The sequence below is a fragment of the Acinetobacter haemolyticus CIP 64.3 = MTCC 9819 genome (genome assembly GCF_000369065.1).
GTDB classification, from domain to species: Bacteria; Pseudomonadota; Gammaproteobacteria; order Pseudomonadales; family Moraxellaceae; genus Acinetobacter; species Acinetobacter haemolyticus.
On record NZ_KB849812.1, the window covers coordinates 458,614 to 482,305 of the forward strand.

Consider the following 23,692-nt stretch of genomic DNA (forward strand, 5'->3'; position numbering starts at 1 on the left):
TAACAATCGCCTGCTATTCTTAAATTAATGAGAGTAGCAGGCGATTTGCTATGGCGACTGAAAAACAACAAGACAATTGGATTAAAGAAGGTCATGGTCAGGGCTACTTAAAGAACTATAAGCCTTGGGTGACTGTGCGTGATTTTGGCTCAAAAGGTCGCTCACATCGTGTATATGGACATACAACCAAACGTACACATCATTTATTGTCTGATTTAGAACTTGCAACCTTTTTACTTTTAGACTGGAATCCATCAGTTATTGATATTCGAGAACAGTTTCCCTTACCTCTCCAAACTACAACCCAAATTGCAGAACAGGCTCAAATTACTCACCCTAGAGTTCGTAATGCCTTACAAATTATGAGTTCGGATTTTTATATAGATCATAAAGATTCCAAACAACCCAATTTTGTTCTGCAAACGAAATACGTAGCAGATTTGGAAGATATGAGAACCATTGAAAAGCTGGAGCTGGAACGAAGATATTGGGAAAGTACAAAGATACCTTGGTACATTCTTACAGAAAAAGATATTCCTGCCACTGTACTTCACAATATCAAATGGCTCTATCCTGCTATGAGGGAATCTACTATCCCTGTTTATGAAAAGCTCAATGAATATATCCAGAAATTTACCCAATATCCTCATCTCACATTAATCGAATTAAGTAAAAAAGTAGATCAGGCATATGATTTAGAACTAGGTTCATCTTTATCAGAAATTCGGGAGCTTCTTGCTCAACGTTATTTTATCTTTGATATAACCAAAGACTATAAAAAGCTCAAATTATCTGAAATTACATTAGGTGATATTGAAGTGTGGGAGGAAATTCGCCATGTTTCGAATCAATGATGTTTATAAGCTGCACGATACATCTTTTCGTATCCTTAAAATGACACTTTATCACATCGTATGGATTGATATTGATAGTCAGAGTGCTAACCCCTTTCTGATCGAAAAGAATGAGTTAATTCAATCCATAGAAGCAAATGAAGCGGAATTGATTGAAGACCCCTTTGCAGATATCGCATTGCTAAAAGTTGTTGAGGGTAGTATCCAGCAGCAAAAACGTGATGCTGGAATGGCGTTAATCAGACCGCTCATTACACATGATCAATTTTTTGACCCATCTATTCGCTTTGATCTTGTTAAACGTATATTGGAGCAGCAGAAATCTACTCACCAGACGATTTACAGGCTTGCCCGCAGGTATTGGCAACGAGGTCAAATACCTAATGCTCTTATTCCAAGTTATCAAAATTCTGGTGCCAAAGGTAGTAAACGAATTGCCAAAGATAAAAAGCTGGGACGACCCAGAAAATCTATGCCAGGTACAGGGGCACTTATTGATGTAAATATTGAGCGATTATTTAGAATTAATATCAATAAATATATGTTAACCAAGAATAAACATTCTTTAGGTTATGCCTATCGTAAGTTCTATACAATGTATCATTCATTATTTCCTGATGTTCAGGATACTGAGATTCCATCAATATGGCAGTTTAAACATTTTTATGAACGTGAATTTCCTAAAGTTGCCCAGCTTACTGCCCGTAGTAATCCAATTCTCTATAACAAGGATATTCGGGCACTTCACTCGACGGTGAATACCCAAGTCTTAGGGCCAGGATCACGTTATGAGATTGATGCAACGATTGCCGATATTTATCTTGTTTCAGATTCTGATCGTGCCTGTATTGTGGGAAGACCAACGATTTACTTCATCGCTGATGTATTTAGCAGAATGGTAGTCGGTTTTTATATTGGTTTTGAGAATGCTTCATATGTAACCGCAATGCAGGCTCTACAAGTTGCCATGACCGATAAAGTTGAGTTATGCAGACAGTATGGTTATGAAATTACCATTGATGAGTGGCCTTGTATTGGATTACCTGATGCTATTTTAGCAGATCGTGGAGAATTATTAGGTCATCAGATTGAGGCACTAGAACATAGTTTTTCAATTCGGATTGAAAATACTGCGCCATATCGTGGGGATTTAAAGCCTATTGTAGAGCGCTATTTCAGAACTGCTCAGGCAACATTTAAGCCTTTTGCTTCAGGTGTGGTACAGCCCTTTAAAGAAAAAAAACGAGGTGGTTCGGACTATCGCCTAGATGCTACGTTAACAATTCATGATTTTAAGCAGATTATTATTGGTTCAATCCTCACTTACAACCTGACCCACCAATTAAAAAAGTATGATCGTGATATTGATATGCCAACGGATTTACCTTTAGTCCCAATTCATCTCTGGAACTGGGGTATACAACACCGAGTGGGCAGATTAAAACAGGTTTCCGAAAAGGCATTACGTGTTGCACTGCTTCCTAAAACCAAAACAACCTTATCTGATCTTGGGCTCAAAGTTTTTGGCGTATTCTATTATTGTGCGGAAATTCATCAACAAGGCTGGATGCACCGTAAAAAATCAATCTCAAGACCAGATACTTTACAAGTCGCTTATGATCCCAGTAATGCTGAGATAATTTATGTTTTTTATCAGGAAGATAGCCTACACTATTGGGAAGCTGTACTTGCACCAAGATCAAGAGAATTTACGGGTTGTAGTTTCTGGGAGGTTTGGCAGGTTCAACAGGAACAGAAGCAAACCCAAGCAATTCAAGAACTGGAAACCAATAAATCTAAAGCTGCTCTTGAAGAGCATATAGAATCTATTATTGCTCAAGCAAATGCTCAAAAGCCAAAGACAACATCAAGCAAAAAACAACGTGTTACAGGCATTAGGGGAAACCGTCAACGAGAAAAGAATTATGAACGTTTGGCGAGGAAAGCAGATCATCTGAAAAATCCACTTCCTGAACAACCAACTGAAACTATATCTGAATCAACAAATAACATTATTCAGATGCCTAAGTCCAAACAGAAGCTGGAACATGATGAGGATTACCAACTTACTTTTGGTATTTATCAGGACTTGCTGGAAGATATTGATCACTCTGATGATGATTAATACATCCAGCTCTACTCTAGGATATGTTTATGACAAATCAAAATGATTATGCAGTATATACGCCTAGCCCAGTTTCGGATTATCAGGGAAATCCTTTTATCGAGGCGTTGCCACCCATTTTTGAGGCACAGGACACGATTCAAGCGATCAAAGGTTCAATCGAATTTAAACAATCTGATCGGCAGTTACCGAATAATACTCGTGCCCATATTATTTCACAGCTATTTAATAACTTTTTTCATCCTATCCGCAGGCACTTAGAATTAGAGCAGAAAATCTCCATCATGCTGAGGAAAGGCTATGTAGGGAGGAATATTGTGACTGGCGACTTTAATCGAATTCTAAACCGTAGTCATCAAATCGCTTTATCCAACAATTTTGAACCAACACCCTCTAATGATGTACGTTCTACAGCACAGAGCCTTACCTTTATTGGTTTTTCTGGCAGCGGGAAAACCACCACACTGAACCGAATTTTAAGAAATTACAAACAAAAGATTTACCACCCTGAGCATAACTTTACCCAACTTGTCTATTTAAAAATCGACTGTCCTTATAATGGTTCACTTAAGTCGTTATATTTAAATTTCTTTAGTGCCGTAGATCGTGCATTGGGAACAACTTACGAAAAACAATATACGCAAAAACGCCATAATGAACAAAAGCTGTTACAGCTTATGGGGCATATTGCCCATCTTCATGCCATTGGCTTATTAGTCATTGATGAAATTCAACACTTATTAGCAAATCGATCCAAAAATTCGGATGAGATGCTCAATTTCTTTGTCACATTAGTCAATATTTATAGTCTCCCCATCGTCATGGTCGGGACACCTAAAGCAATTCAAATCTTTGAGCGGGATCTCCGTTCATCACGTAGAGCGGTAGGTTTGGGGTCAATTCATTGGGAACCGATGAAAAATGAGCCTGCAATCACCACACCAGATGGAAAAGTCAGAAAATCCGAATGGATGACATTTACTGACTCACTCTGGAAGTATCAATGGTTGAGAAAATCGGACCCTGTATTATCTGAAGAATTACGCCAATGCTGGTTTGATCTTAGTCAGGGTATTCTGGACATTGTGGTCAAACTGTTCGTTCTGGCACAGATACGAGCGATTGAATCAGGTTTGGAACGTATTACGGTTAAACTGCTTAAAACCACATTTCAGGAAGATTTTAAACCGATTCATAAAATTATAGATGTCTTACGCTCTGGTGATGCAAGACGAATTGCAGAATATTCCGACTTGATTACACCTGAAGTAGATCGACAATTATTAAAACTGATCTCTCGAATTGAAGAAAGTAGTCTAGATCAAAATGACCAACTGGCAGAATATCGGGGTCATGCTGAATCTATACGCTTGCATAATCTATTGCTTGAGCTTGGTTATGATTCCCAGCTTTTAATTCCCCTTGTGAAAAGAGCATTTAAAGAACATCCAGATCGAAAATTAACTGAACTACTCCCTATTATTATGCGTTGGTTAAATCAGGATGTTCCGCAAGACTCCAACTCATCGTCATCAAAACCAAAATTATCACAAGGTAAAAGTACCAAACCTGATCAATGGCAAACCTTAGATACAGCAGACTTACGTTTTCAATTCTCACAAAAAGAAAGTGAACATAGCTTTTATGAACATTTAAAAGCTCAAACCAATGTAGTTTTTGATCTTGATCACTGGATCAAACAGGTCAGTTAGCCATGCTAAACTTTCCTATGCCTTATGAACACGAGCTGATTTACAGTACTGTGGCTCGGGCAGGGACTCGTTTGGCTTTGGAAAGTCCCAAACAATTACTGGATGAAGTCTTTGAAAACCGTAAGGTGATTGCAACTGTAGATTTGCCTTGTCACCTAAACGCTATTATTTACCAATTTCCCAACCATCAATTTACCGTTGAGGAGATCGCCTATCAACATTCGCTGTTCCCAATTTATGCGCCTTTTGTTCCCGAAAAAAGACGACAACAATGCTTAAAGTGGATGGCTGATATTTCTCAAGGTTCGATTCATCTCGCATTAGGCATTAATGCCTCACGTATCCCACCTATTCATAAATTACGTTATTGCCCACAATGTTTAGCAGAACAATTAGAGGAATATGGTGAATATTATTGGTTTCGCTTATGGCAAATACAGGGAGCTTGCTGTCTCCAACATGGTCAACTCATTGACTCAGAAATGGATTTAAGATCATTACATCGGCATGATTTTTTGGTTCCGTCTCATCAATCATGTCCTAAAACAGAACAAACCATTGCCAATTCTGATCACATTTTTATTACGTCCAAATTGTTAGAGTTATTGACTTTGCCTCCCTCTGATTCACCCAGTTATGAACAATGGACCATGTTTTATTATGAATTGGCTCGGCAGAATGATTGTATTCGAGGACAACGGCAGGTTCTTCATGAATCTATTTGGGAAAAGATGACAGCACATTGGTCAAAGAAATTTTTAGAGCAGTATTGTTTAGCCGATTTAACTTCCGAAACATCTTGGTTACGCAACATTTTCAGAAAACATCGAAAAAGCTTTAGTTATCTGGAGCATATCCTTACGATTGAGGCTTTAATCAATAGAGAATGGTCTTTTGCTGAAATTCTCCAACAAGTCCGCTCTTTCCGTAAAATAAATCAAAATAATCATATAGATGCTCATAACAACCATACTACTGATCTCACCATAAAAAACAGAGAAAATTGGCTGAACTTGATCAGACAAAATGGCGTAAAGCCTGCCCGACGTTTAAATGCTGCTTTATATGCTTGGTTATACCGTAATGACAAGAATTGGTTATTAGATACCAATCGGGGGGTTCACCAGAAACATATTCCTCAAGGTACTAAAGTGGATTGGCATAGCCGTGATCTAGGTTTCGTAAAACAGTTGATTAAACTTAACAATGATTTACTTTGGGATTTAGATAGTCCTAGACGTTCAGCAAAATGGTGGATGAAACAAACCTTGCATAGCTCAACTATTGAAAAAAACCTTTCTCTATTACCATTAACACAGCTATTTCTAAGAAAATATAGTGAAAGCATAAGTTTCTATCAGATCCGTCGTATCAGTAGAACACTGATTAAAATGACGCTTGAGCATCAAAATAACCATCGATGGCGTGTATTAAGATTATCGGGTCTAAGTGAGGAACGACTTACCTACGAAGCCAATGCTTTTTTAAACTTTCTCATTCCTTAAATTTTCTCTTTTTGAACTTGCCTTGCCAGTTTCTCTATATGCTCTTTAATTTCATCAGGTGTATGTGCCGCATAACCAAACAGTACGGCTGCTTTTTGGGATGAAGTCTGACAATATCGGGATAATGGTTGTACCGATAAACCTACTTGTATACATTGGGCTATAAAATCCTGCTCTGTCCAATTTGCTTTTAGCCAACACACCAAATGAATCCCTGAATCGGTAGATTGTACATCCAATACATCCGAGAGATGATGTTGAATCGCTGCAATTAAAGTCTGCTGCCGTTCATAACATGCTTTACGGATTTTACGCACATGCCGAGCATAATGACCATCTTTTATAAATTCGGTTAGTGCTACTTGTTCCAGATAAGAACTACGAGTATCAGTATAATATTTTGCCAAACTGAATGTATCAATTAAGGCTTCTGGAACGACCATAAATCCAAGTCGAAATTCAGGAAACATCATTTTGGAAAATGTGCCTGCATAAATTACCCGTTGCTGTTGGTCTAAACCCTGCAATGCCTGAATAGGGTGCGTGCCATAACGAAACTCGCTGTTATAGTCATCTTCAAAAATCCATTTTTGCTGTTGAGCCGCCCAATCCAGTAAGGCAAAACGTCGGGCAAGGCTTAATGTGCCGCCAAGTGGAAACTGATGCGAAGGGGCTGTGTAAACTAATTTACTGGCTGCATGGTGCTGAATAATCTCTGGGACTTTCATGCCCTCATTATCACTTTCAATCGGCTGTACAGTCACGCCAAAGCTACGAAATATATGAAGAGCCGAATCATAACCTGGTTCATCTAAGCATACTTGGTCGTGTGGCTGTAATAAGGCATAAGCTGCCAGATGAATTGCTTGCTGTGTACCATTCACAATCAAAATTTGTTCTTCGTTACAGTTTAATCCTCGTGTTGATTGGACGTATTGGCAAATTGCCTGACGCAATGGCAAATATCCTCGTGGATCATGGAATTGTCCAAGTTGATAATAGGACTGTCGCCATGCTCGCCCTAATAATTTTCCCCAAAGTTGATGGGGGAATAAGTCCATACAGCCCACACCAATATGAAACATTTTCTTTTCTTGGTTAGAAAAACTCTGCTTATGCCAATGAGGTAATAAATTGGCTATATGAGGATTAATATTGAGCGTTTGCGTGGACTGATATACAGCTTGTTGTCTATCGTTTTGAATTTGAATCAGTTGGTCAGGTATAATATCGGCAACATAAGTACCAGAACTGGGCTTGGTGACTAAATAACCCTCATCAAGCAAACGTTCCAATGCTGCCAAGACTGAGTTACGGGAAATCGACATCATTTCTGCCAAAGCACGGCTTGAAGGCAATTTTGTACCCGCAGATAGGCGCCCCTCTAAAATTGCATCACGCAAAATACAATATAAACCGTCTTTAATTTGTTGCCCTTTGGGCAAAATTAAGTGTGGAAAATAAGCAGATGGTGATGTTGCCATGGTTAAACTGGTACTTTAAAAAATATCCAAACTGTATCTTATGACAATACCATAATTAAAAATACACTCTGCTACTTAATTTTTAAAATTTTTAGGGGTTGGGTTATGTCTGGTCAATACTCATCTTTTCAGCGTCATTCCAATGATTTGCTGCCCCCAATTATGGCAGGTTTAATCTCAGTCATTGTCAATTATGGCGGTACATTTATTTTAATCTTTCAGGCTGCACAGATGGCAGGACTTAGCCCTGAGCTTACTGCTTCGTGGGTATGGTCGATTTCGATTGGTGTCGGTATAACAGGTATATTATTAAGCTGGTATACACGAGAACCGATTATTACGGCATGGTCTACCCCTGCGGCAGCTTTTCTGATTACTGCTCTTGTAACTGTACCCTATGCCGAAGCGATTGGGGCATATCTACTTTCTGCCTTAGCCTTTGTCATTTTAGGAATTACAGGCTATTTTGAAAAATTGATTCGCCTGATTCCGATTGGCATTGCCTCTGGTTTATTGGCAGGAATTTTATTACAGTTTGGGATTGCTGCCTTTACCAATATGACCATTGACCCATTTCTGGCGATTTCATTATTTTTTGTTTACCTCATCACCAAGCGTTTTTCAGCACGCTATGCGATTGTCAGCGTTTTAGTTTTTGGTTTTATTTTCCTGATGTTGCAATCACGAATTGACTTTGCTGGATTTGAGCTAAAATTGGCATCACCAATTTTTACTGCCCCTGAGTTTTCGATTAATTCGATACTCAGTATTGCCTTGCCTTTATTCCTGATTACCTTAACAGGGCAATATATGCCAGGTTTATTCGTGCTTAAAAATGATGGTTTTAAAACCAGTGCCAAACCGATTCTGGCGGTGACTGGTTTAGGTTCATTTGTCATGGCATTTTTTGGTTCACATGCGTTTAATCTGGCTGCCATTACCGCAGCAATCTGTACAGGTAAAGAATCACATGAAGACCCATCAAAACGCTGGGTCGCAGGAATTGCAGCAGGGATATTTTATATTTTGGTCGGGATTTTTGGCGTGACATTGGCCGCAGTATTTGCAGCATTTCCAACCGCATTTATTAGCACACTGGCTGGGCTTTGTTAGGCACGATTGCAGGAAGCCTTGCCAATGCCATGAGTGACGTTGATAGCCGTGAAGCCGCTTTAATTACCTTTGTTGCCACTGCTGCCAATATTAGCTTATTTGGAATTGGTGGGGCATTCTGGGGATTAGTTCTAGGATTAATTTCTTATCTTGTACTGAATGGTAAATTTAAGTTCAGTTCATGAGTCAGCCATTGATAGTCAGGGTATCACGCATACCCTTTTTGTAATTTAATCATCTTGAGGCAATCCATTGGAAAGAAGTGCTAAAGTTCTCTTAACTTACATCTCTATTGTTCATGCCATTAGTCATATTCATATTATGACTTTACCTGCTTTATTACCCATTTTACCAAAAGCTATCCATGTTTCCTTTATGGAACTGGGCATTGCAATTGGTGTGTTTAATGTGGTTTCTCTGCTGGTACAAGCTCCATTTGGCTTTTTAGTAGACCGTCTTGGGGCAAGAAAGATGCTGATTTATGCCCTATTATTGGGTACAGTCAGCTTCACTTTAGTTTTTATCAGCACATCCTATATTTCACTTATCGTTGCAATGGCATTGGCAGGTGTGGCAAATGGTGTATATCACCCTGCAAACTATGCTTTACTTTCTACAGGCATTCTTACAAAACAGATGGGTCGGGCTTTTTCCATTCATACTTTTTCAGGTTTCTTTGGTGCTGCAATTACGCCATTGATGATGATTGGTATAGGCATGACCTTTGGCATAAATTGGGCATTCGCTTTGGCAGCAGTCATCAGCTTTGTTGGTCTATTACTGTTGTTGAATCTCTCACAGATTCATATTCAGCCTCGTCAACATGATAAAAAACAACAACATTTCCATGCGGAAGTTCGCCCTCATGCGATCCATTTTTCAACTATTGCCATTCTGACCCTGTTTTTTACCTTGCTCAGCTTAAGTACAGGAGCGATTGAAAAGTTTTCTGTCAGTTCACTAATCGATGGACTACATATCGACCTCAACACAGCGAATTATGCTTTAACTGCATTTATGTTTTCAGGTGCATTTGGCGTACTGGCAGGTGGAATTATTGCAGATAAAGTTCAGCATCATTCAGCTTTTGCTGCGACAGCGTTTGGTAGTGCTGCCTTAGTACTTATCATAATTATTTGTATACCTATGTCTGCCTTAGCATTGGTGGCTTCATTTGCCTGTGCTGGATTTTTAATGGGCGTCATTGCCCCATCCCGAGATATGTTAGTACGCAAAGCATCCCCTGTCGGAGCAGAAGGGCGTACCTTTGGTATTGTTTCAACAGGATTTAATCTGGGTGGTGTAATTGGTCCGCTTATTTTTGGTTTTTTACTGGATAAGAAACTGGCGATCGGGGTAATGTGGTTAGCAGTTATATTTATTCTACTGACTGTCGTCATTATCTTTATTCAAGAGGTCATGAATAAAAAAATACAGAAATTTTCAGGTTATCCCTGAATATGAATAATTTAACCTCCCTATGGAGGTTGAATTATTCATATAGATCTTATTTTAAATCAGCAATGTCCGCACCAAAATTGATATGGAACACCGTATCGTCTAATACTAATGCAGGTACAGATTTCACCCCTATTGCTTCAGCTTGGGTAATACGGGATTTGTCTTCACCAAGATGGACGATCTCTACATCATAACGTGAACGGTCAAGAGCATTCGCAATACCGTGCTCTGCTGATACACAGACTGGACAGCCTGCATGATAGAAAATAGCTTTACCACTCATTACAGCACCTCAATAATCCATTAAGATAGTCTGTTAGCTACTGCCAACAATTTAATGGTAATGTCAGGATCAATAAACATACAAGCAGGCACAAATCCGTCTGGTAGGTACTTTTTGGTGTAATTTAGTGATTTTACAGGATAAAAAATGAGCAAAAACTATCAGAAACTAGAAGATGTCATTGGTTGCAAATGGTCTGTATCGGTATTGCTTGCAATTGAAGCTGGCATCAATCGCCCTGGTATGCTGGAAAGACATATTGATGGTATCTCTGCCAAAGTGTTATCAGAGCGTCTGCGTAAACTCACAGTGTATGGTTTACTAGAAAAGCATAGTTTTGCTGAAATTCCACCACGTACAGAATATACATTGACGGTTTTAGGTAAAAAGCTGGTCTCTATTATTCAGCAGATTCATGAACTTGATACCAATTCTACTGATACACATTAAAATATTGTTATGACTTAGTTGAGATTCAGAAAGTTTCACAACTGGTACTATAAAAAATATTAAAACTGTATCTTAAAACAGTACCATATCAATATTATGCTTTGCTCATCTATTTTTTAACCCACAAAATCATGGGAGTGGTCATGCAAAGCCAAGAAGTTCAGGTGATTCCTGTACAGCAACAGGATTATCAGCAATGGATACCTTACTGGTTAGCCTATCAGGATTTTTATAAGGTCTGTTTACCCACTAAGGTGACTGAAACCACGTGGCAACGCTTCTTTGACAAAGCTGAGCCTGTATACTGTGCTGTTGCCAAACAGGGTGATAAAGTTTTAGGCTTTGTGCATTATGTGATTCACCGCTCAACTTGGGCAGAAACAAACTATTGCTATCTTGAAGATTTATATGTGTCGCCTGAAACTCGTGGGCAGCATATTGGTAAACGCCTGATTGAATATGTACAAAAACAGGCAATTGCTCAACAATGTAACCGTTTATATTGGCATACTCAAGAAACCAATCATACCGCTCAGAAACTCTATAACTGGGTTGCTGAAAAGCCAGGGATCATTGAATATCGTATGCCTTTGGAATGAGGAAATGAAGTCCACTTTTAGATAAGGTGGACTCTTTCTTTGAACTATTTTTTGATAGGACCTTTTCTTTTCCTAATAGCTTTGGCTAATTTGCCTAACTCATTCTTAGGTTGATATAACTCAATCAAAATATGTTGCATTAATTCATAAGCATCAAATACATCATCTAGAGTAATTTCAGCAGAACTATGGCTTCCTGCATTTCCTAACCATTTAATAGCATAAAGAATATCTTCAAGTTGACCTAAAACCGTATTTTTTGTTTTTGCTTTTTCAATTCTTGTATCTAAATTTAAGCGAACTCTCTTTTTATGCTTATTAGTAGTGGTCTTAGGAATACTAAATTTAGTAAGTAAGTTTTCTATGGATACACGAACTTTATTAGCTGCCGAACTAGGAGAAAGTAGAGTTATAGAAAAAGCTTCAAGCAATGGATTTCTGATTTCTTCTGGGCAATTATCTGGAATTTTGAAAAAGTGTAACGTTGGTTGAAAGAATTTAGGATTATAAAAACATACATATTCTGTCGTAGTATATGTATAACGATCATCTTGGGTAAAAACTGGTTCTTGGCTAACAAAGCCAGTACCAGAGCTTACTACATGCTCCTCACAATTTGAGTTTTGGCAAACAAAAATTGCTGTATATATAGAAGATATCCACTCTTCTTCCCAATAACTCTCTTCTTTCATCATTTTTCGTGATGAAGAAGAATCAGAAGTATGAAACTTACTTTTATCAAGCTGTAAACTAAAATTTCCACATGTAGGACATGTGAAAGTTATTCCTTCATCTATAGTAAAAGGTCTTTTAAATAATTGTCTATCCATACATTTGAATTATCTGAATATTAGGTCATTCTGAAGTGGTACAACTGCATTCTATGTTAAATGGTATATTCTTGATCGCACGAATATGTCACAGTGAAAGTTTTATATAAGCATCATATTTAATTTTTCAAGGTCAATTTATCATCAAGTACATACCGATAGTCTTTATGCACAAAAACTATCGCCTATCTCTCCAAAAGAGCCTGATACAACATCTGAACAATGTGGGTTATTTCTTCTTCACTCAAAGCAGCAAAACCAAAGCGGATATGGAAATAATTTGATATATCTTGAAATACTGAACCAAATTCATATTCAGAGTCAATATGTAGCTGTTTAAGAATTTCTGCAAACTCCAAGCGATAAGACAGCTTAAATTTTACCCATAATGCCATTCCACCCGCAGGTGTAGTAATTTCAACTTTATCCTTAAAAATCTGTTGAAAGGTCATGACTGCAAAATCTCGACGACTTTGATAAATCTTCCGCATCTTTCGGGTATGTCGTTTGATTTCACCTTGCTGCATTAACTCAGCGATTGCAAGTTCGGTAATCGCATTGCCCTGTTTATCAATGAGTAAAATATCCTGTTTCATGGCGTGGATAATATTTAGATCTGCCACTACATAACCCACTCTTAAACTTGGGGCAAAAACCTTAGACAGTGAACCAATATGAATAACTTTATCGGCAGATGGCAAGCTGATTAGAGGTGGAATAGGACGGCTGTCATAATGAAATTCATGGTCATAATCATCTTCAATAATATAGAAATCAAAGGTCTTAGACAGTTCCAGAAGTTTTAATCGCCTATCCATCGACATGGAAACAGTGGTCGGATATTGGTGATGTGGCGTGGTATATACTGCTGCAACCGCATGATTTTCCAATATTTTGACTAGGTGGTCAGTGTCCAGACCATGTTGGTCTAATCGAACAAGAATAATTTGAAAATGATTGGATAAAAACGTTTCTACTGCTGGCGGATAAGACCATTGTTCCACCACAATGACCTGACGTTGCAGTTGTGATTTGGCAAGTACACGAGCCGCAAGAAATATCCCCATTTGGCTACCACGAACTACGCAGATATGCTCTAGAGTGGTTTGAATAAAGCGTTCCATTGACAGCATATTCAATAAGGCTTGACGTAACTCAAGACATCCTTGTGGATCACCATAACCCATAATTTGCTGTCGAGTCACCTTAATCAGGGCATGACGATAGGCACGGGAAAATAGCTCGTAGGGAATCAGTCTGGTATCTGGAACACCATCATTCTTAATGGCTTCCTGTGAGGTGTGTGATTCGGTATGAGGTTGAACAGATGTCATCATGATATATGGTGAATCAAGTTTGAGATCGGGCAAATGTTCAGAAACAAAAGTCCCTTGTCTCGGTTTTGATACTAGCCACCCTTGTGCTTCTAAGTCTTCATACACCGATTGTACAGTTTTTCGGTTAATCCCCAGTTCATCTGCTAAGGTACGTGAACCCTGTAAACGTGTACCTTGCCTTAATCGACCAGACAAAATTTCCTGAATAATTTGATTTGCCAGTTTAAGAAAAATGGTTTTTTCTTCACGTTCAGCAAGATGTAGTCGCATTTTCCACGGTTGTTGCATGATTTACTGGACCATATAAGTTTTAAGAACTGGATATTTTAAACCATCCACAGATTTCTTATTCTGCCCATGTCGCAATGACAAATCAACCGAATAGGAGATCTTATGGAAACTGCACTACTTGATAAGCAACAGTTGATGCAAAATGCCCAACAGAGTATGCAACAGCTTTTTCAGGATGAAGGCTACACCGATCAACAAAAACTTGCTTTAACGTGTCGCATCTTATTTGAGCATGGTCATGATTCTGGACTTGCTGGGCAAATTACTAGCCGTACCGAAAAAGGCAATACCTTTATTACCCAACGTTTCGGTTTAGGTTTTGATGAGATTACCGCAGCCAATCTACTGGAAGTTGACCAAGACCTTAAACCTTTAAATGGTGAGGGCATGGCAAATCCTGCCAATCGTTTTCATACATGGATTTATAAAGAACATCCTGAAGTGAACTGTATTATTCATACCCACCCAACGCATATCGCTGCCCTATCGATGCTGCGTGTTCCCTTGATTGTGTCACACATGGACACTTGTGCCTTATATGAAGATTGTTCTTTTGTCAGTGACTGGCCAGGTGTACCTGTTGGTAATGAAGAAGGGATTTTTATCTCGGCAGCACTAGGTCAAAAACGTGCAGTTCTACTCTCGCATCATGGTCAGTTGGTGGCAGGAAAAACCATTGAGGAAGCCTGTAATTTAGCCATTCTGATTGAACGTGCAGCACGTTTACAGCTTTTGGCAATGGCAGCAGGACAAGTTCAGCAGATTCCACACGAACTTGCCAAAGAAGCTCACGACTGGCTTTCAACCGATAAACGTAATAAGGTCAATTTTGCCTATTACGCTCGTAAAGCTTTGAAAAATCATTCAGATTGCATTGAGGGATAATCACGATGAAATTAGAAGGCATCATTGCTTATCCGATAACTCCCTTTAAAGCTGAGAATCAGGAAGTTGATTTTGACGCCCTGACCATTACCCTAAATGCACTACTGGAACATCAATGTGATGCGATTGCACCTTTAGGCAGTGCTGGTGAAAGTGCTTATCTGTCTTGGCAGGAATGGCAACAGGTTGCCGAAAAAAGTATTGAAGTGGTCAATCATCGTGTGCCTGTAATTTTAGGGATTTCCGAACTCACCACCACAATGGCAATTCAGAAAGCCAAAAAGGCAGAAGAATTGGGTGCAGATGTGATTATGGTCATGCCGATTTCTTACTGGAAACTGACAGATCAAGAAATTTATGATTATTATCAGCAAATCGCAGCAGCTACTAAACTGCCAATGATGGTCTATAACAACCCTGCCACCAGTGGCGTAGATATGTCACCAGAATTGATTGCCAAGATGTTCCAAGAGATTGAAAACATTTGTATGGTCAAGGACAGTACGGGTGATATTCAGCGTATGCACAAATTCCATGAACTTACGCAAGGAAAATTACCATTTTATAATGGTTGCAATCCTCTGGCACTGGAAGCATTCTGTGCTGGTGCAAGCGGTTGGTGTACTGTTGCTCCAAATCTGTTGGGTAAATTGCCAAATCAACTGTATCAGGCAGCGAAAAATGGGGATTTAGCTCTGGCACAAAGCCTGTTTTATAAACAGCTTCCTTTATTACGTTTTATCGTACAAGGTGGTTTACCAAAAACCATTAAAGCAGGTTTAAATGAACTAGGCTTTAGTGTGGGTGACCCAAGAAAGCCATTACAGAAAGCCAATCCATCTGAGGTGAATCAATTGAAGTCATTAATGAAAATGGCAATGGCAACTTAAACTGAGACAATATACTGCTACCTAGTCAAAATTTTTCCTTGTCTGGGTAGTAGTGATTCAAATTCATTTTTCAGGGAATGAGATGTATATTTTAACTATTGCAACACAATGGGCGATTGTATTTAGTGGTATTTTTTTATGGGTGGGGATGTTGACTGGGGTTTGGAAATATTACCAGATTCGACATACCGAACGAGCAAGAGCGCATTACTATGTCGATATTGCCCATCGCAGTAGCTTACTGTATGCAGCCGCAAGCTTAATCCTGGCAGCACTTAGCCATTTTACGGTGTTATCTCATTTGGTTGCCTTGCTTTGTGTACTGGCAAATTTGTTCTTTTTTACCTTTGCCATTCTGTCCTATATTTTGCATGGTCTTCTTCAAGACACCACCAATCAATTTAAACAACCTCATCAACTTGGACGCTGGTCACTTCCCAACTGGATGATGACCTTTGCAATGGTCGGTTTAATTGTTGCAGAACTCGGGGCAACAACTATTTTATTACTGGGAACAATTTTTAAATTTCTGAATTGAAAAACTGCACTACTCAGAAAACTTTATTCTTGTCCAAGAAAATATGTGCAAAATACTTGCACTTTTTTTTAAATTCCAATATTGTCCTATGACAATATATATATGTCATAGGTTGCAAGATGAGCCAATATAATACGCCACATAGTCTTGTTGAATTAAAAGAGAATATTCAAGAAATTCAGCAACAGGTTGATGCTGTTTGCCAAAGAATAGGACGTAGTCCAACAGAAGTTCGCTTATTGCCTGTGACCAAGACCTTACCTGCTGAGCGAGTTGAACAAGCCTATCAGTTGGGTTTCCACTGCTTTGGTGAAAACAAGGTATTAGAGGCCAAAGGTAAATATGAAGCCTTGCAGCATTTACCAATTCATTGGATCTTAATTGGACATCTACAGAGTAATAAAGTGAAGTATGTAGCGAAGTTTATTGATGAGTTCCATGCTCTAGACAGTATTAAACTGGCAGAAAAACTGAACCATCGTTTAGTAGAGGTTCAGCGAATACTTCCTGTATTTATTCAGGTTAATACTTCCAATGAACAGAGTAAATTCGGGGTAAAACCAGAACAGGCTTTAACTCTTATTGAACAATGCCAACAATTTCCACAATTAAAAATCATTGGCTTAATGACCCTCGCTATTCATAGCCAAGACCCTACTGAAGTCAGACGTTGTTTTCAAACTTTACGTTTATTACGGGATGATATTCAAAAAACTTATCCCGACATCCAGCGTTTATCGATGGGTATGTCAGGGGATTTTGAGATTGCCATTGAAGAAGGCGCAACCGATATTCGAGTTGGACAGGCGATTTTTGGAGCAAGGGCTTTACCTGATAACTATTACTGGTCGGAGCAATAAAATATGAGCCAAAGCTATCAACTGACAATCTATCAGCATGGCAAGTTAATGGGTAATTTTCAGACCAGCTCCTTGCAGCCGTTGAAAGACATGAAGACCTTAGTGGAATATTTACAACCCCATGATGATTTAAGTTTTGAACTTTATCAGGTCATTGAAGATACACGATTTTTAATGCAAAAAGATGGTGCAATGCAATTGCTGGGTAGCAAGCATCTTTATCAACCTTGTTCTATGGATATTTTGAAAGAGCTAACCACATGAGTTATTTAATGCCGATTTATCAACCTTTGGCAATCGAGTTCCAGCGTGGAGAGGGTTGTTATTTATGGGACACACAGGATAAATGTTATTTCGATGCCATTTCAGGCGTTGGCGTCACATTACTAGGACATGTCCATCCAGTGATTCATGCAGAAATCGTGGCACAGTCACAAACCTTTTTGCATCTTTCCAATCTGTTTAAACATGGTTGGAACGAACGCCTGGCAGAAAAATTAGCAGAGATTACAGGCTTAACACAGGCATTCTTCTGTAACTCTGGGACAGAAGCCAATGAAGCTGCGATTAAAATCGCTCGTGCCTATGGTCATCATCGGGGTATACAACGGCCTAAAATTATTGTGATGCAAAATGCCTTTCATGGTCGAACACTTGGGGCGTTATCTGCAACAGCAAAACCAGCATATCGAGAGGCATTCGGACCTTTATTAGAAGGCTTTGAGTTTGTACCTTTTCACGATCTGGCGGCTATTGAACATTATCAGGATGATCCCGATGTGGTTGCTGTCTTACTTGAACCAATTCAGGGTGAAGCAGGGATTAATATTGCCTCACCACTATACTTAAAGCAATTAAGAAAATTATGTGACCAACAACACTGGTTGCTCATCCTGGATGAAATCCAGTGTGGACTTGGGCGTACAGGAACATGGTTTTTCTATCAACAGGCTGGAATCTGTCCCGATATTTTAACTATTGCCAAAGGTTTAGCTAATGGTGTTCCGATTGGTGCCTGTCTAACCCACGAAAAATTGGGGCATTTATTGCAATCAGGTTTACATGGTTCAACCTTTGGAGGGAATCCATTGGCATGTCGAGTTGCTTATACCGTTCTGGATTTACTGGAAAAACAGTATTTACAGACTGTTAATGACAGTGATGTGTGCTGAATTAGCAGGAGACTTTCACTTGGGAGATTCTAGGCAGCTAACCGATAAAAGTCTTCTGCCATTTGATTTGGTGTCTTAAAATCCAAGCCTTTTTGAATTCTTCGCTGATTATAAAATAACTCTATATATTTTGTAATATCCGCTTTGGCTTCTTCCCTTGTTTTGTAGTTGCGATGATGGACTAGTTCATTTTTGAGTATGCCCCAGAAACTCTCTATCGGTGCATTATCGAAGCAGTCGCCTTTTTTGCTCATTGAACCCTGAAAATCAAATTTCTCAAGTAAGTTTCGATATTCATTACTGCAATATTGGCTGCCTCTGTCTGAATGTACAATGAGATCTTTAGCAGGTTTCTGATTGCGAATAGCCATATTCAATGCATCACAAACAAGCTTGGCTGTCATGCGCTCATTTAAGCTATAGCCAACAACCTGTTTCGTGTAAAGATCTTTGACAGCTGCCAAGTACAACCAGCCCTCAGCCGTCCAAATGTAGGTAATGTCACTCGACCACGCAAGATTAGGCTTCGTCATTGAAAACTGTTGCTTGAGTAAATTGTCATAAATAGAACGGTTGTGATCACTGTCCGTGGTTCTTTTGAAACGCTTATGGCGCTTACAATACAACTGATTTGATTTTTTTATTTGGCGCACAGCATACATACTTATTTTGATACTTTGCGCTTGTAAATGCTTGGTTAATCGAACATAGCCATAGCTTTGTTTGGTTTCTTCATGGGCTATTTTGACCAAAATTGTCTGCTGATTTCGCTGAATTGATCTTTTACTCATGCCTCGCTTTAGCCAATCATAAAAGCGAGAAACGGATACACGAAGTAATCGAGCCATTAAAATAATCGGAAATAAGTGGCTTTGCGATTTCATATAGGCGTACCTCACTGACTTTCTTTGGCAAAGTACGCTGCTGCCTTTTTTAAAAATTCACGTTCCATTTCAGCTGTTTTGAGCTGTTGTTTAAGCTTCTTATTTTCTTCGAGTAAGGCGTTTAGATCGGGCGAATACTGTTTTGTGCCTGCTAAAGTTCCAGCCTTTGCTTTGTTATTCCAGTTCGAAAGGGTTTGCATTGAAATGCCAAGTTGTCTAGCGGATTCCGATACATTACCTTGGTTCTCTTCAATGGCTTTTATGGCTTCAGCTTTAAATTCTGCGGTGTAAGTCTTCTGTTTCTTGCTCATGGTAAACTCCTAATGAGTATGTATAGTTTACCAAGTTAAACCCTCCTGTTTTTTAAGCACACATCACAGGGGTTATAAGCTACTGGATTTATTACAGTCCAAATTAACAGGACTGAAAAACATTCAATCAGTGCGTGGTGCAGGTTTAATGATTGGAATTGAACTGATTCATCCTGTTGCCAATATTCCTCAATTGGCAAGTGAAAAATTCGGGGTATTGCTAAATGTGACACAAGGCAAAGTCATTCGCTTATTACCACCTCTGATTATGAGTGATGACCAAGTTGAATATTTAGCCCAACAAATTTCGCTGTTATTAAAAGAGTTAAGTCAGAATTATGTGGAGCCACAGCCATGAAAACGATTTATGCAATTCAAAGTTTGGCATTTGAGGACTTGGGAAGTTTTGTTCCAGTCCTGAAAGATTTAGGCTATCAAATTCAATATTTACAGCTTGGTGTTGATGTACTGAATGAGGCATTGGCATCGAAACAACCTGTCATTGTATTAGGCGGTCCTATTGGCGTATATGAAACTGAAACTTATCCCTACTTAACAGATTTTATTGCAGCACTGACTCAACGTTTAAAAAAGAATTATCCAACTTTAGGCATTTGTCTGGGTGCACAATTGATTGCCACTGCTTTGGGTGCAGAGGTCTACAAGGGACATGTCAAGGAAATTGGCTGGAGTCGTTTAGTCCTCAATAATCAGGGCTTAGCCTCACCATTAAGACATCTGGAAAATGTGCATGTGCTGCATTGGCATGGCGATACATTTGATATTCCCGAATCTGCAAAGCGTTTAGCAGGTTCAATGTATTACCCAAATCAGGCATTTTCTGTGGGTTTAAATATTCTGGCACTACAGTTCCATGCCGAAGTTGATCCACATACTTTTGAACGCTGGCTGATCGGACACACGGCTGAATTAAATCAGGCACAGGTTGATATTTTAACCTTACGCCAAGAGAATACATACTATGGCAAACCATTACAGGAAAAAGCGAACCTGTTACTCCGTGACTGGCTCAGCAATTTAATCCCTGTATAACCCCCTGAGATAGAAATTTTTATGAACATTACAGGCAATACCGCTCAAGATATTCAGGATAATATCCGTACACTGATTAAAGAGGGACAGCTTCAAGAGGGCGACTTTTTACCGAGTGTACGGGAATTAGCTGAACAGCTCGGTGTTAATCGTAATACAGTTGCGGCTGCCTATAAGAATCTAGTTGCGATGGGGATTGTGATCTCCAAAGGACGTTTAGGGACACAGGTTAAATCCTATCAATCTTCACGTCTATTAGAAGGCTTTCAACCCCTATTACAAGGAACTATTGATTTAGCACATGGCAATCCAAAACGTGAATTGTTGCCTTCTCTCAAGCACATTAATTTAGCTAATTTTAACTGTGCACTCTATGGGGAAAATATTTACCATCCTGAACTATTAAAAATCACGCAGGAAAAAATATTTGCCGATATTCCACAGAACTTTAGCATTGAATTTACTTATGGTGCAGTGGATGCCATCGAAAGGATTCTAGCTACCTACTTGGTTTCATCAGATATGATTGCGGTAGAACAGCCTGGCTTTATCACCAGTATTTCTGCCATTGAACAACAACAGTTTAAAATGTATCCCTTTACAGTCAGTGAGCATGGTTTTGATCTCAATGAATTGCTGCAAGCATTACAGGCAAATGTGCAAGCAGTAATTATTACGCCACGCTCGCAGAATCCGACAGGTTATAGTCTGGACACAGTACAGGCTGAAAAAATTTATAATATCCTTGAAGACTATCCGCATGTACTGGTCATTGTCGATGATCATTTCTCATTATTAGCTCAGGCTCAATACCAGCATATTATTCCCCCCTCAACAAAGCACTGGGCACTCATTCGTTCAGTATCGAAATATTTATCTCCTGATTTTCGTTTTGCATTTGTATGTTGCGACTCTGAAACTTCAGAAAAACTGCATCTTAAACTAAATGCAGGTTCAACATGGGTCAGTCATATTATTCAGGAAATGGTTTATCAACTATTCAGCTCAGAACAGTTCCCTGAAACACTACAAACTGCCAAATCTTACTATCAACAACAAAATCAAAAATTTGTTCATTATTTACAAAAGTTTAGCATCCCCTGTGCAACCCATTATGATGGGCTAAATGTCTGGTTATCACTCCCTTATGCAGATAAAATGACTCAAATTCTACGGCAGCGAGGCTGGTTAGTACGTTCAGGACAAGACTTTAGAGTGAATCAAGATATATCAGCAATCAGAATCAGCACCTCAGACATGACAGAGGCACAGATGCAGGAATTTTGTCAGCAGCTAAGACAAATTTATGAGGTAGTGGTTAATTTATAAAAAGGTTTCTACTCTTAAAGAATCTGGCAATAGTGTTCTTATAGGGCATAGATCCATTATTTCTGACAATACAATTTAAGTAAATCAATAATAGGGACTGCAATATGATAAAGATTAGAAACTTTCCAGAAAATGCCCGAATTACCTTTCTCGGCTCTATTTTTAAGGATCATAAAAATAGTGAATGGAATATTCATATTGGTTTAGAAAATCACTATAACCATTTAGCCGATTATGAAAAATATATGGTAAGACATGCTCGTTTTTCCAATATGCCACTGTTGGCAAAAAATAGAAGATTTAATCAAACCAAAGACGTCCCCTCCTACAATGAATCGATCATCACCATTCAAATTGATGATTTTAACAATTGGAAAATAACAACAAATAAATCAGGACAGTACATATTTAGCTACATTGTGAGCGACTTAAAAGGTACACACAAGGATATTCAAATCCATTTACCACACATAGAACTGGCACGAGTCTTGTTTTTCCATAATGCTTATTTATCTAAGGCAGCTTTAGATCAAAGAAAGCTAACAACAGAATATTATATTGTCCCAGAAGAACATCAAACCATTATTCACGTTGATGAGTTATGCGACTTTCCACCCAATCAATATGATAGTGTTGGTATGCGTCGCCTACTGTCATGGATATTACTTGATACTGAGGCACGAGCGTCCTATGAAAGTATCTCCAAACATTTTTCGATTGAGCAAGTTAAAACTAAAACACAAACCTTTTGGAATTTCAATTTTGCACCGCCCTCACTAATAGGGGCTGAAATTACAATGAAAGTTTACTTCAGTGAAAAAAGCCAACAATATTATGTGAATGAAATCATTGGGATTGCTAATTTACCGACTGATATTTCTAATGAAGTGATTTTTTGTAGTCCAAAATTTACCGTAAAAAATAGTTATGAAAAAACAGGTGGAAACTCTGGAGGACGTAATACCTCCAACGATGATCCAACCATTGATGATGAAAAAGAAGCGGATAGTGATCGGAAAATTACCCAAATTGAATCTCCAAAAATCACTATGTCCCTTGCCAATCCTTATGGAACAAAAAAGGCAACACTTAAACGTTCAGGTAAAAAAGGTATACCGAATCAGAATGATGTTGAAATTCTACCCGATCATGGTGTGAGTACAGGTGAAGCCACAATCTTTGGTGACATTGGGCGTGGGGAATTTGAGAATGTCCATGATGATAGTGATGACCTTGAATTTTTCATGAAAAGATTTGAAGCATTCAAAGTCATGGTTGAACAATTTGCATCACAACATCGTATTCAGCCCATCATTCATGTACATAAGCTACCTGCGGTCAATCGTTCCAAGCTACATAGAACCCATAATGGTAATCCGAGGTGTATTATTGAAGTCCAACTTAACTTTCAAGGCAAAAAATTTGTCATTCTGGAAATAGATACCAGCGATAACCTAAAGCCTCTTTCTACACTGATTCTCAAAATCTCAGATACAGACACATGGAACTCATATTTTCCAACTTTTCGGAAGCAAATCGTTAAACGCTCTTTACGTTGGCCAACCGCTAAATCTCTACAAAATATAGGGATAAGGAAAACCTTTAATCATCCACGAAATCTAGTTGAAATGGCTGAGTCTGATGAAGAGTTTAAAAATTGGGGGAGACGGTTTGGGGAGGTTTTGGAGACACTTTATTAGTCAAACTATTTGGGAAAAGACCAGCT

At 38.8% G+C, this 23,692-nt stretch carries 22 protein-coding genes and 1 pseudogene; 18 read left to right on the plus strand and 5 right to left on the minus strand.

The annotated features are described in order from the left end of the window. Positions 1-50 precede the first annotated feature (50 nt). Genes F927_RS16310 through F927_RS16325 form a run of 4 tightly spaced genes read left to right on the plus strand, consistent with a single transcriptional unit; the run spans position 51 to position 6,196 of the window. Positions 51-854 carry a heteromeric transposase endonuclease subunit TnsA gene (locus F927_RS16310; RefSeq protein WP_005087286.1) on the plus strand — a complete coding sequence of 268 codons (804 nt, stop codon included), beginning with the start codon at positions 51-53 and terminating at the stop codon, positions 852-854. Beyond that, positions 838-2,979 carry a Mu transposase C-terminal domain-containing protein gene (locus F927_RS16315; protein WP_005087287.1) on the plus strand — a complete coding sequence of 714 codons (2,142 nt, stop codon included), beginning with the start codon at positions 838-840 and terminating at the stop codon, positions 2,977-2,979. Before F927_RS16310 ends, F927_RS16315 begins: the two co-directional genes overlap by 17 nt. A gap of 29 nt (positions 2,980-3,008) precedes the next feature. Continuing rightward, positions 3,009-4,691 carry an AAA family ATPase gene (locus tag F927_RS16320; protein WP_005087289.1) on the plus strand — a complete coding sequence of 561 codons (1,683 nt, stop codon included), beginning with the start codon at positions 3,009-3,011 and terminating at the stop codon, positions 4,689-4,691. A 2-nt stretch (positions 4,692-4,693) separates the two neighbouring features. Next, positions 4,694-6,196 carry a TnsD family Tn7-like transposition protein gene (locus F927_RS16325; protein ID WP_005087291.1) on the plus strand — a complete coding sequence of 501 codons (1,503 nt, stop codon included), beginning with the start codon at positions 4,694-4,696 and terminating at the stop codon, positions 6,194-6,196. Here the strand turns inward: F927_RS16325 and pdxR (F927_RS16330) are convergent. Beyond that, positions 6,193-7,680 carry a MocR-like pyridoxine biosynthesis transcription factor PdxR gene (gene pdxR, locus F927_RS16330; protein WP_005087294.1) on the minus strand — a complete coding sequence of 496 codons (1,488 nt, stop codon included), beginning with the start codon at positions 7,678-7,680 and terminating at the stop codon, positions 6,193-6,195. The genes F927_RS16325 and pdxR (F927_RS16330) overlap by 4 nt on opposite strands. A gap of 105 nt (positions 7,681-7,785) precedes the next feature. On the opposite strand from pdxR (F927_RS16330), the pseudogene F927_RS16335 reads away from it, so the two are divergent. Further along, positions 7,786-8,978 (plus strand): annotated as a pseudogene (locus tag F927_RS16335) (benzoate/H(+) symporter BenE family transporter). 67 nt (positions 8,979-9,045) lie between these two features. Continuing rightward, complete coding sequence (locus F927_RS16340) at positions 9,046-10,251, plus strand: MFS transporter (protein ID WP_005087300.1); 1,206 nt, start codon at positions 9,046-9,048, stop codon at positions 10,249-10,251. A gap of 49 nt (positions 10,252-10,300) precedes the next feature. On the opposite strand, the gene F927_RS16345 is transcribed toward F927_RS16340, so the two are convergent. After that, complete coding sequence (locus F927_RS16345; protein ID WP_005087304.1) at positions 10,301-10,537, minus strand: thioredoxin family protein; 237 nt, start codon at positions 10,535-10,537, stop codon at positions 10,301-10,303. A 147-nt stretch (positions 10,538-10,684) separates the two neighbouring features. On the opposite strand from F927_RS16345, the gene F927_RS16350 reads away from it, so the two are divergent. Further along, entirely contained in the window at positions 10,685-10,987 is a 303-nt protein-coding gene (locus tag F927_RS16350; protein WP_005087308.1) for a winged helix-turn-helix transcriptional regulator, read from the plus strand. A 143-nt stretch (positions 10,988-11,130) separates the two neighbouring features. Beyond that, entirely contained in the window at positions 11,131-11,586 is a 456-nt protein-coding gene (locus tag F927_RS16355) for a GNAT family N-acetyltransferase (RefSeq protein ID WP_005087311.1), read from the plus strand. 44 nt (positions 11,587-11,630) lie between these two features. Here the strand turns inward: F927_RS16355 and F927_RS16360 are convergent, their stop codons facing one another. After that, entirely contained in the window at positions 11,631-12,416 is a 786-nt protein-coding gene (locus F927_RS16360) for a DUF4145 domain-containing protein (RefSeq protein ID WP_005087312.1), read from the minus strand. Between the two features lie 185 nt (positions 12,417-12,601). After that, entirely contained in the window at positions 12,602-14,041 is a 1,440-nt protein-coding gene (pdxR, locus tag F927_RS16365) for a MocR-like pyridoxine biosynthesis transcription factor PdxR (RefSeq protein WP_005087314.1), read from the minus strand. A gap of 105 nt (positions 14,042-14,146) precedes the next feature. Here pdxR (F927_RS16365) and F927_RS16370 point away from each other — a divergent pair, with 105 nt between their 5' ends. The 6 genes from F927_RS16370 (at position 14,147) to F927_RS16395 (ending at position 18,389) form a co-directional block, all read left to right on the plus strand. Continuing rightward, positions 14,147-14,929, plus strand: coding sequence for an aldolase (locus F927_RS16370; protein ID WP_005087316.1), 783 nt, complete (start codon positions 14,147-14,149; stop codon positions 14,927-14,929). A gap of 5 nt (positions 14,930-14,934) precedes the next feature. Continuing rightward, positions 14,935-15,819, plus strand: a complete 885-nt coding sequence (locus tag F927_RS16375; RefSeq protein ID WP_005087317.1) for a dihydrodipicolinate synthase family protein — start codon at positions 14,935-14,937, stop codon at positions 15,817-15,819. A gap of 82 nt (positions 15,820-15,901) precedes the next feature. After that, on the plus strand, positions 15,902-16,357 hold the full coding sequence (locus F927_RS16380; protein ID WP_005087319.1) for a hypothetical protein: 456 nt from the start codon (positions 15,902-15,904) through the stop codon (positions 16,355-16,357). A 119-nt stretch (positions 16,358-16,476) separates the two neighbouring features. Continuing rightward, complete coding sequence (locus tag F927_RS16385) at positions 16,477-17,217, plus strand: YggS family pyridoxal phosphate-dependent enzyme (RefSeq protein ID WP_005087320.1); 741 nt, start codon at positions 16,477-16,479, stop codon at positions 17,215-17,217. A gap of 3 nt (positions 17,218-17,220) precedes the next feature. Beyond that, on the plus strand, positions 17,221-17,481 hold the full coding sequence (locus F927_RS16390) for a hypothetical protein (RefSeq protein ID WP_004910162.1): 261 nt from the start codon (positions 17,221-17,223) through the stop codon (positions 17,479-17,481). Continuing rightward, the gene (locus F927_RS16395; RefSeq protein WP_005087323.1) at positions 17,478-18,389 is read left to right on the plus strand and encodes an aminotransferase class III-fold pyridoxal phosphate-dependent enzyme; all 912 of its coding nucleotides are present in this window, start codon (positions 17,478-17,480) and stop codon (positions 18,387-18,389) included. The genes F927_RS16390 and F927_RS16395 overlap by 4 nt, the downstream gene beginning before the upstream one ends. Positions 18,390-18,418: 29 nt before the next feature. On the opposite strand, the gene F927_RS16400 is transcribed toward F927_RS16395, so the two are convergent. After that, positions 18,419-19,584 (minus strand): IS3 family transposase gene (locus tag F927_RS16400; protein WP_100223926.1). Its coding sequence is split into 2 segments (ribosomal slippage): positions 18,419-19,326 and positions 19,326-19,584, totalling 1,167 coding nucleotides; the frame shifts between segments, so codons are not numbered across the junction. Positions 19,585-19,666: 82 nt separating this feature from the next. Here F927_RS16400 and F927_RS16410 point away from each other — a divergent pair. The 4 genes from F927_RS16410 (at position 19,667) to F927_RS16425 (ending at position 23,666) form a co-directional block, all read left to right on the plus strand. Then, a complete protein-coding gene (locus F927_RS16410; RefSeq protein WP_228127905.1) occupies positions 19,667-19,942 on the plus strand; it encodes an aminotransferase class III-fold pyridoxal phosphate-dependent enzyme in 276 nt (91 codons plus the stop codon). Continuing rightward, positions 19,939-20,637: a glutamine amidotransferase gene (locus F927_RS16415; RefSeq protein ID WP_005087327.1), complete on the plus strand. Its 699-nt coding sequence runs from the start codon at positions 19,939-19,941 to the stop codon at positions 20,635-20,637. The genes F927_RS16410 and F927_RS16415 overlap by 4 nt, the downstream gene beginning before the upstream one ends. A gap of 21 nt (positions 20,638-20,658) precedes the next feature. After that, complete coding sequence (locus F927_RS16420; protein ID WP_005087329.1) at positions 20,659-21,966, plus strand: aminotransferase class I/II-fold pyridoxal phosphate-dependent enzyme; 1,308 nt, start codon at positions 20,659-20,661, stop codon at positions 21,964-21,966. Positions 21,967-22,070: 104 nt separating this feature from the next. Then, positions 22,071-23,666 carry a Tn7-like element transposition protein TnsE gene (locus F927_RS16425; RefSeq protein WP_005087331.1) on the plus strand — a complete coding sequence of 532 codons (1,596 nt, stop codon included), beginning with the start codon at positions 22,071-22,073 and terminating at the stop codon, positions 23,664-23,666. The last annotated feature ends 26 nt before the right edge of the window (positions 23,667-23,692 follow it).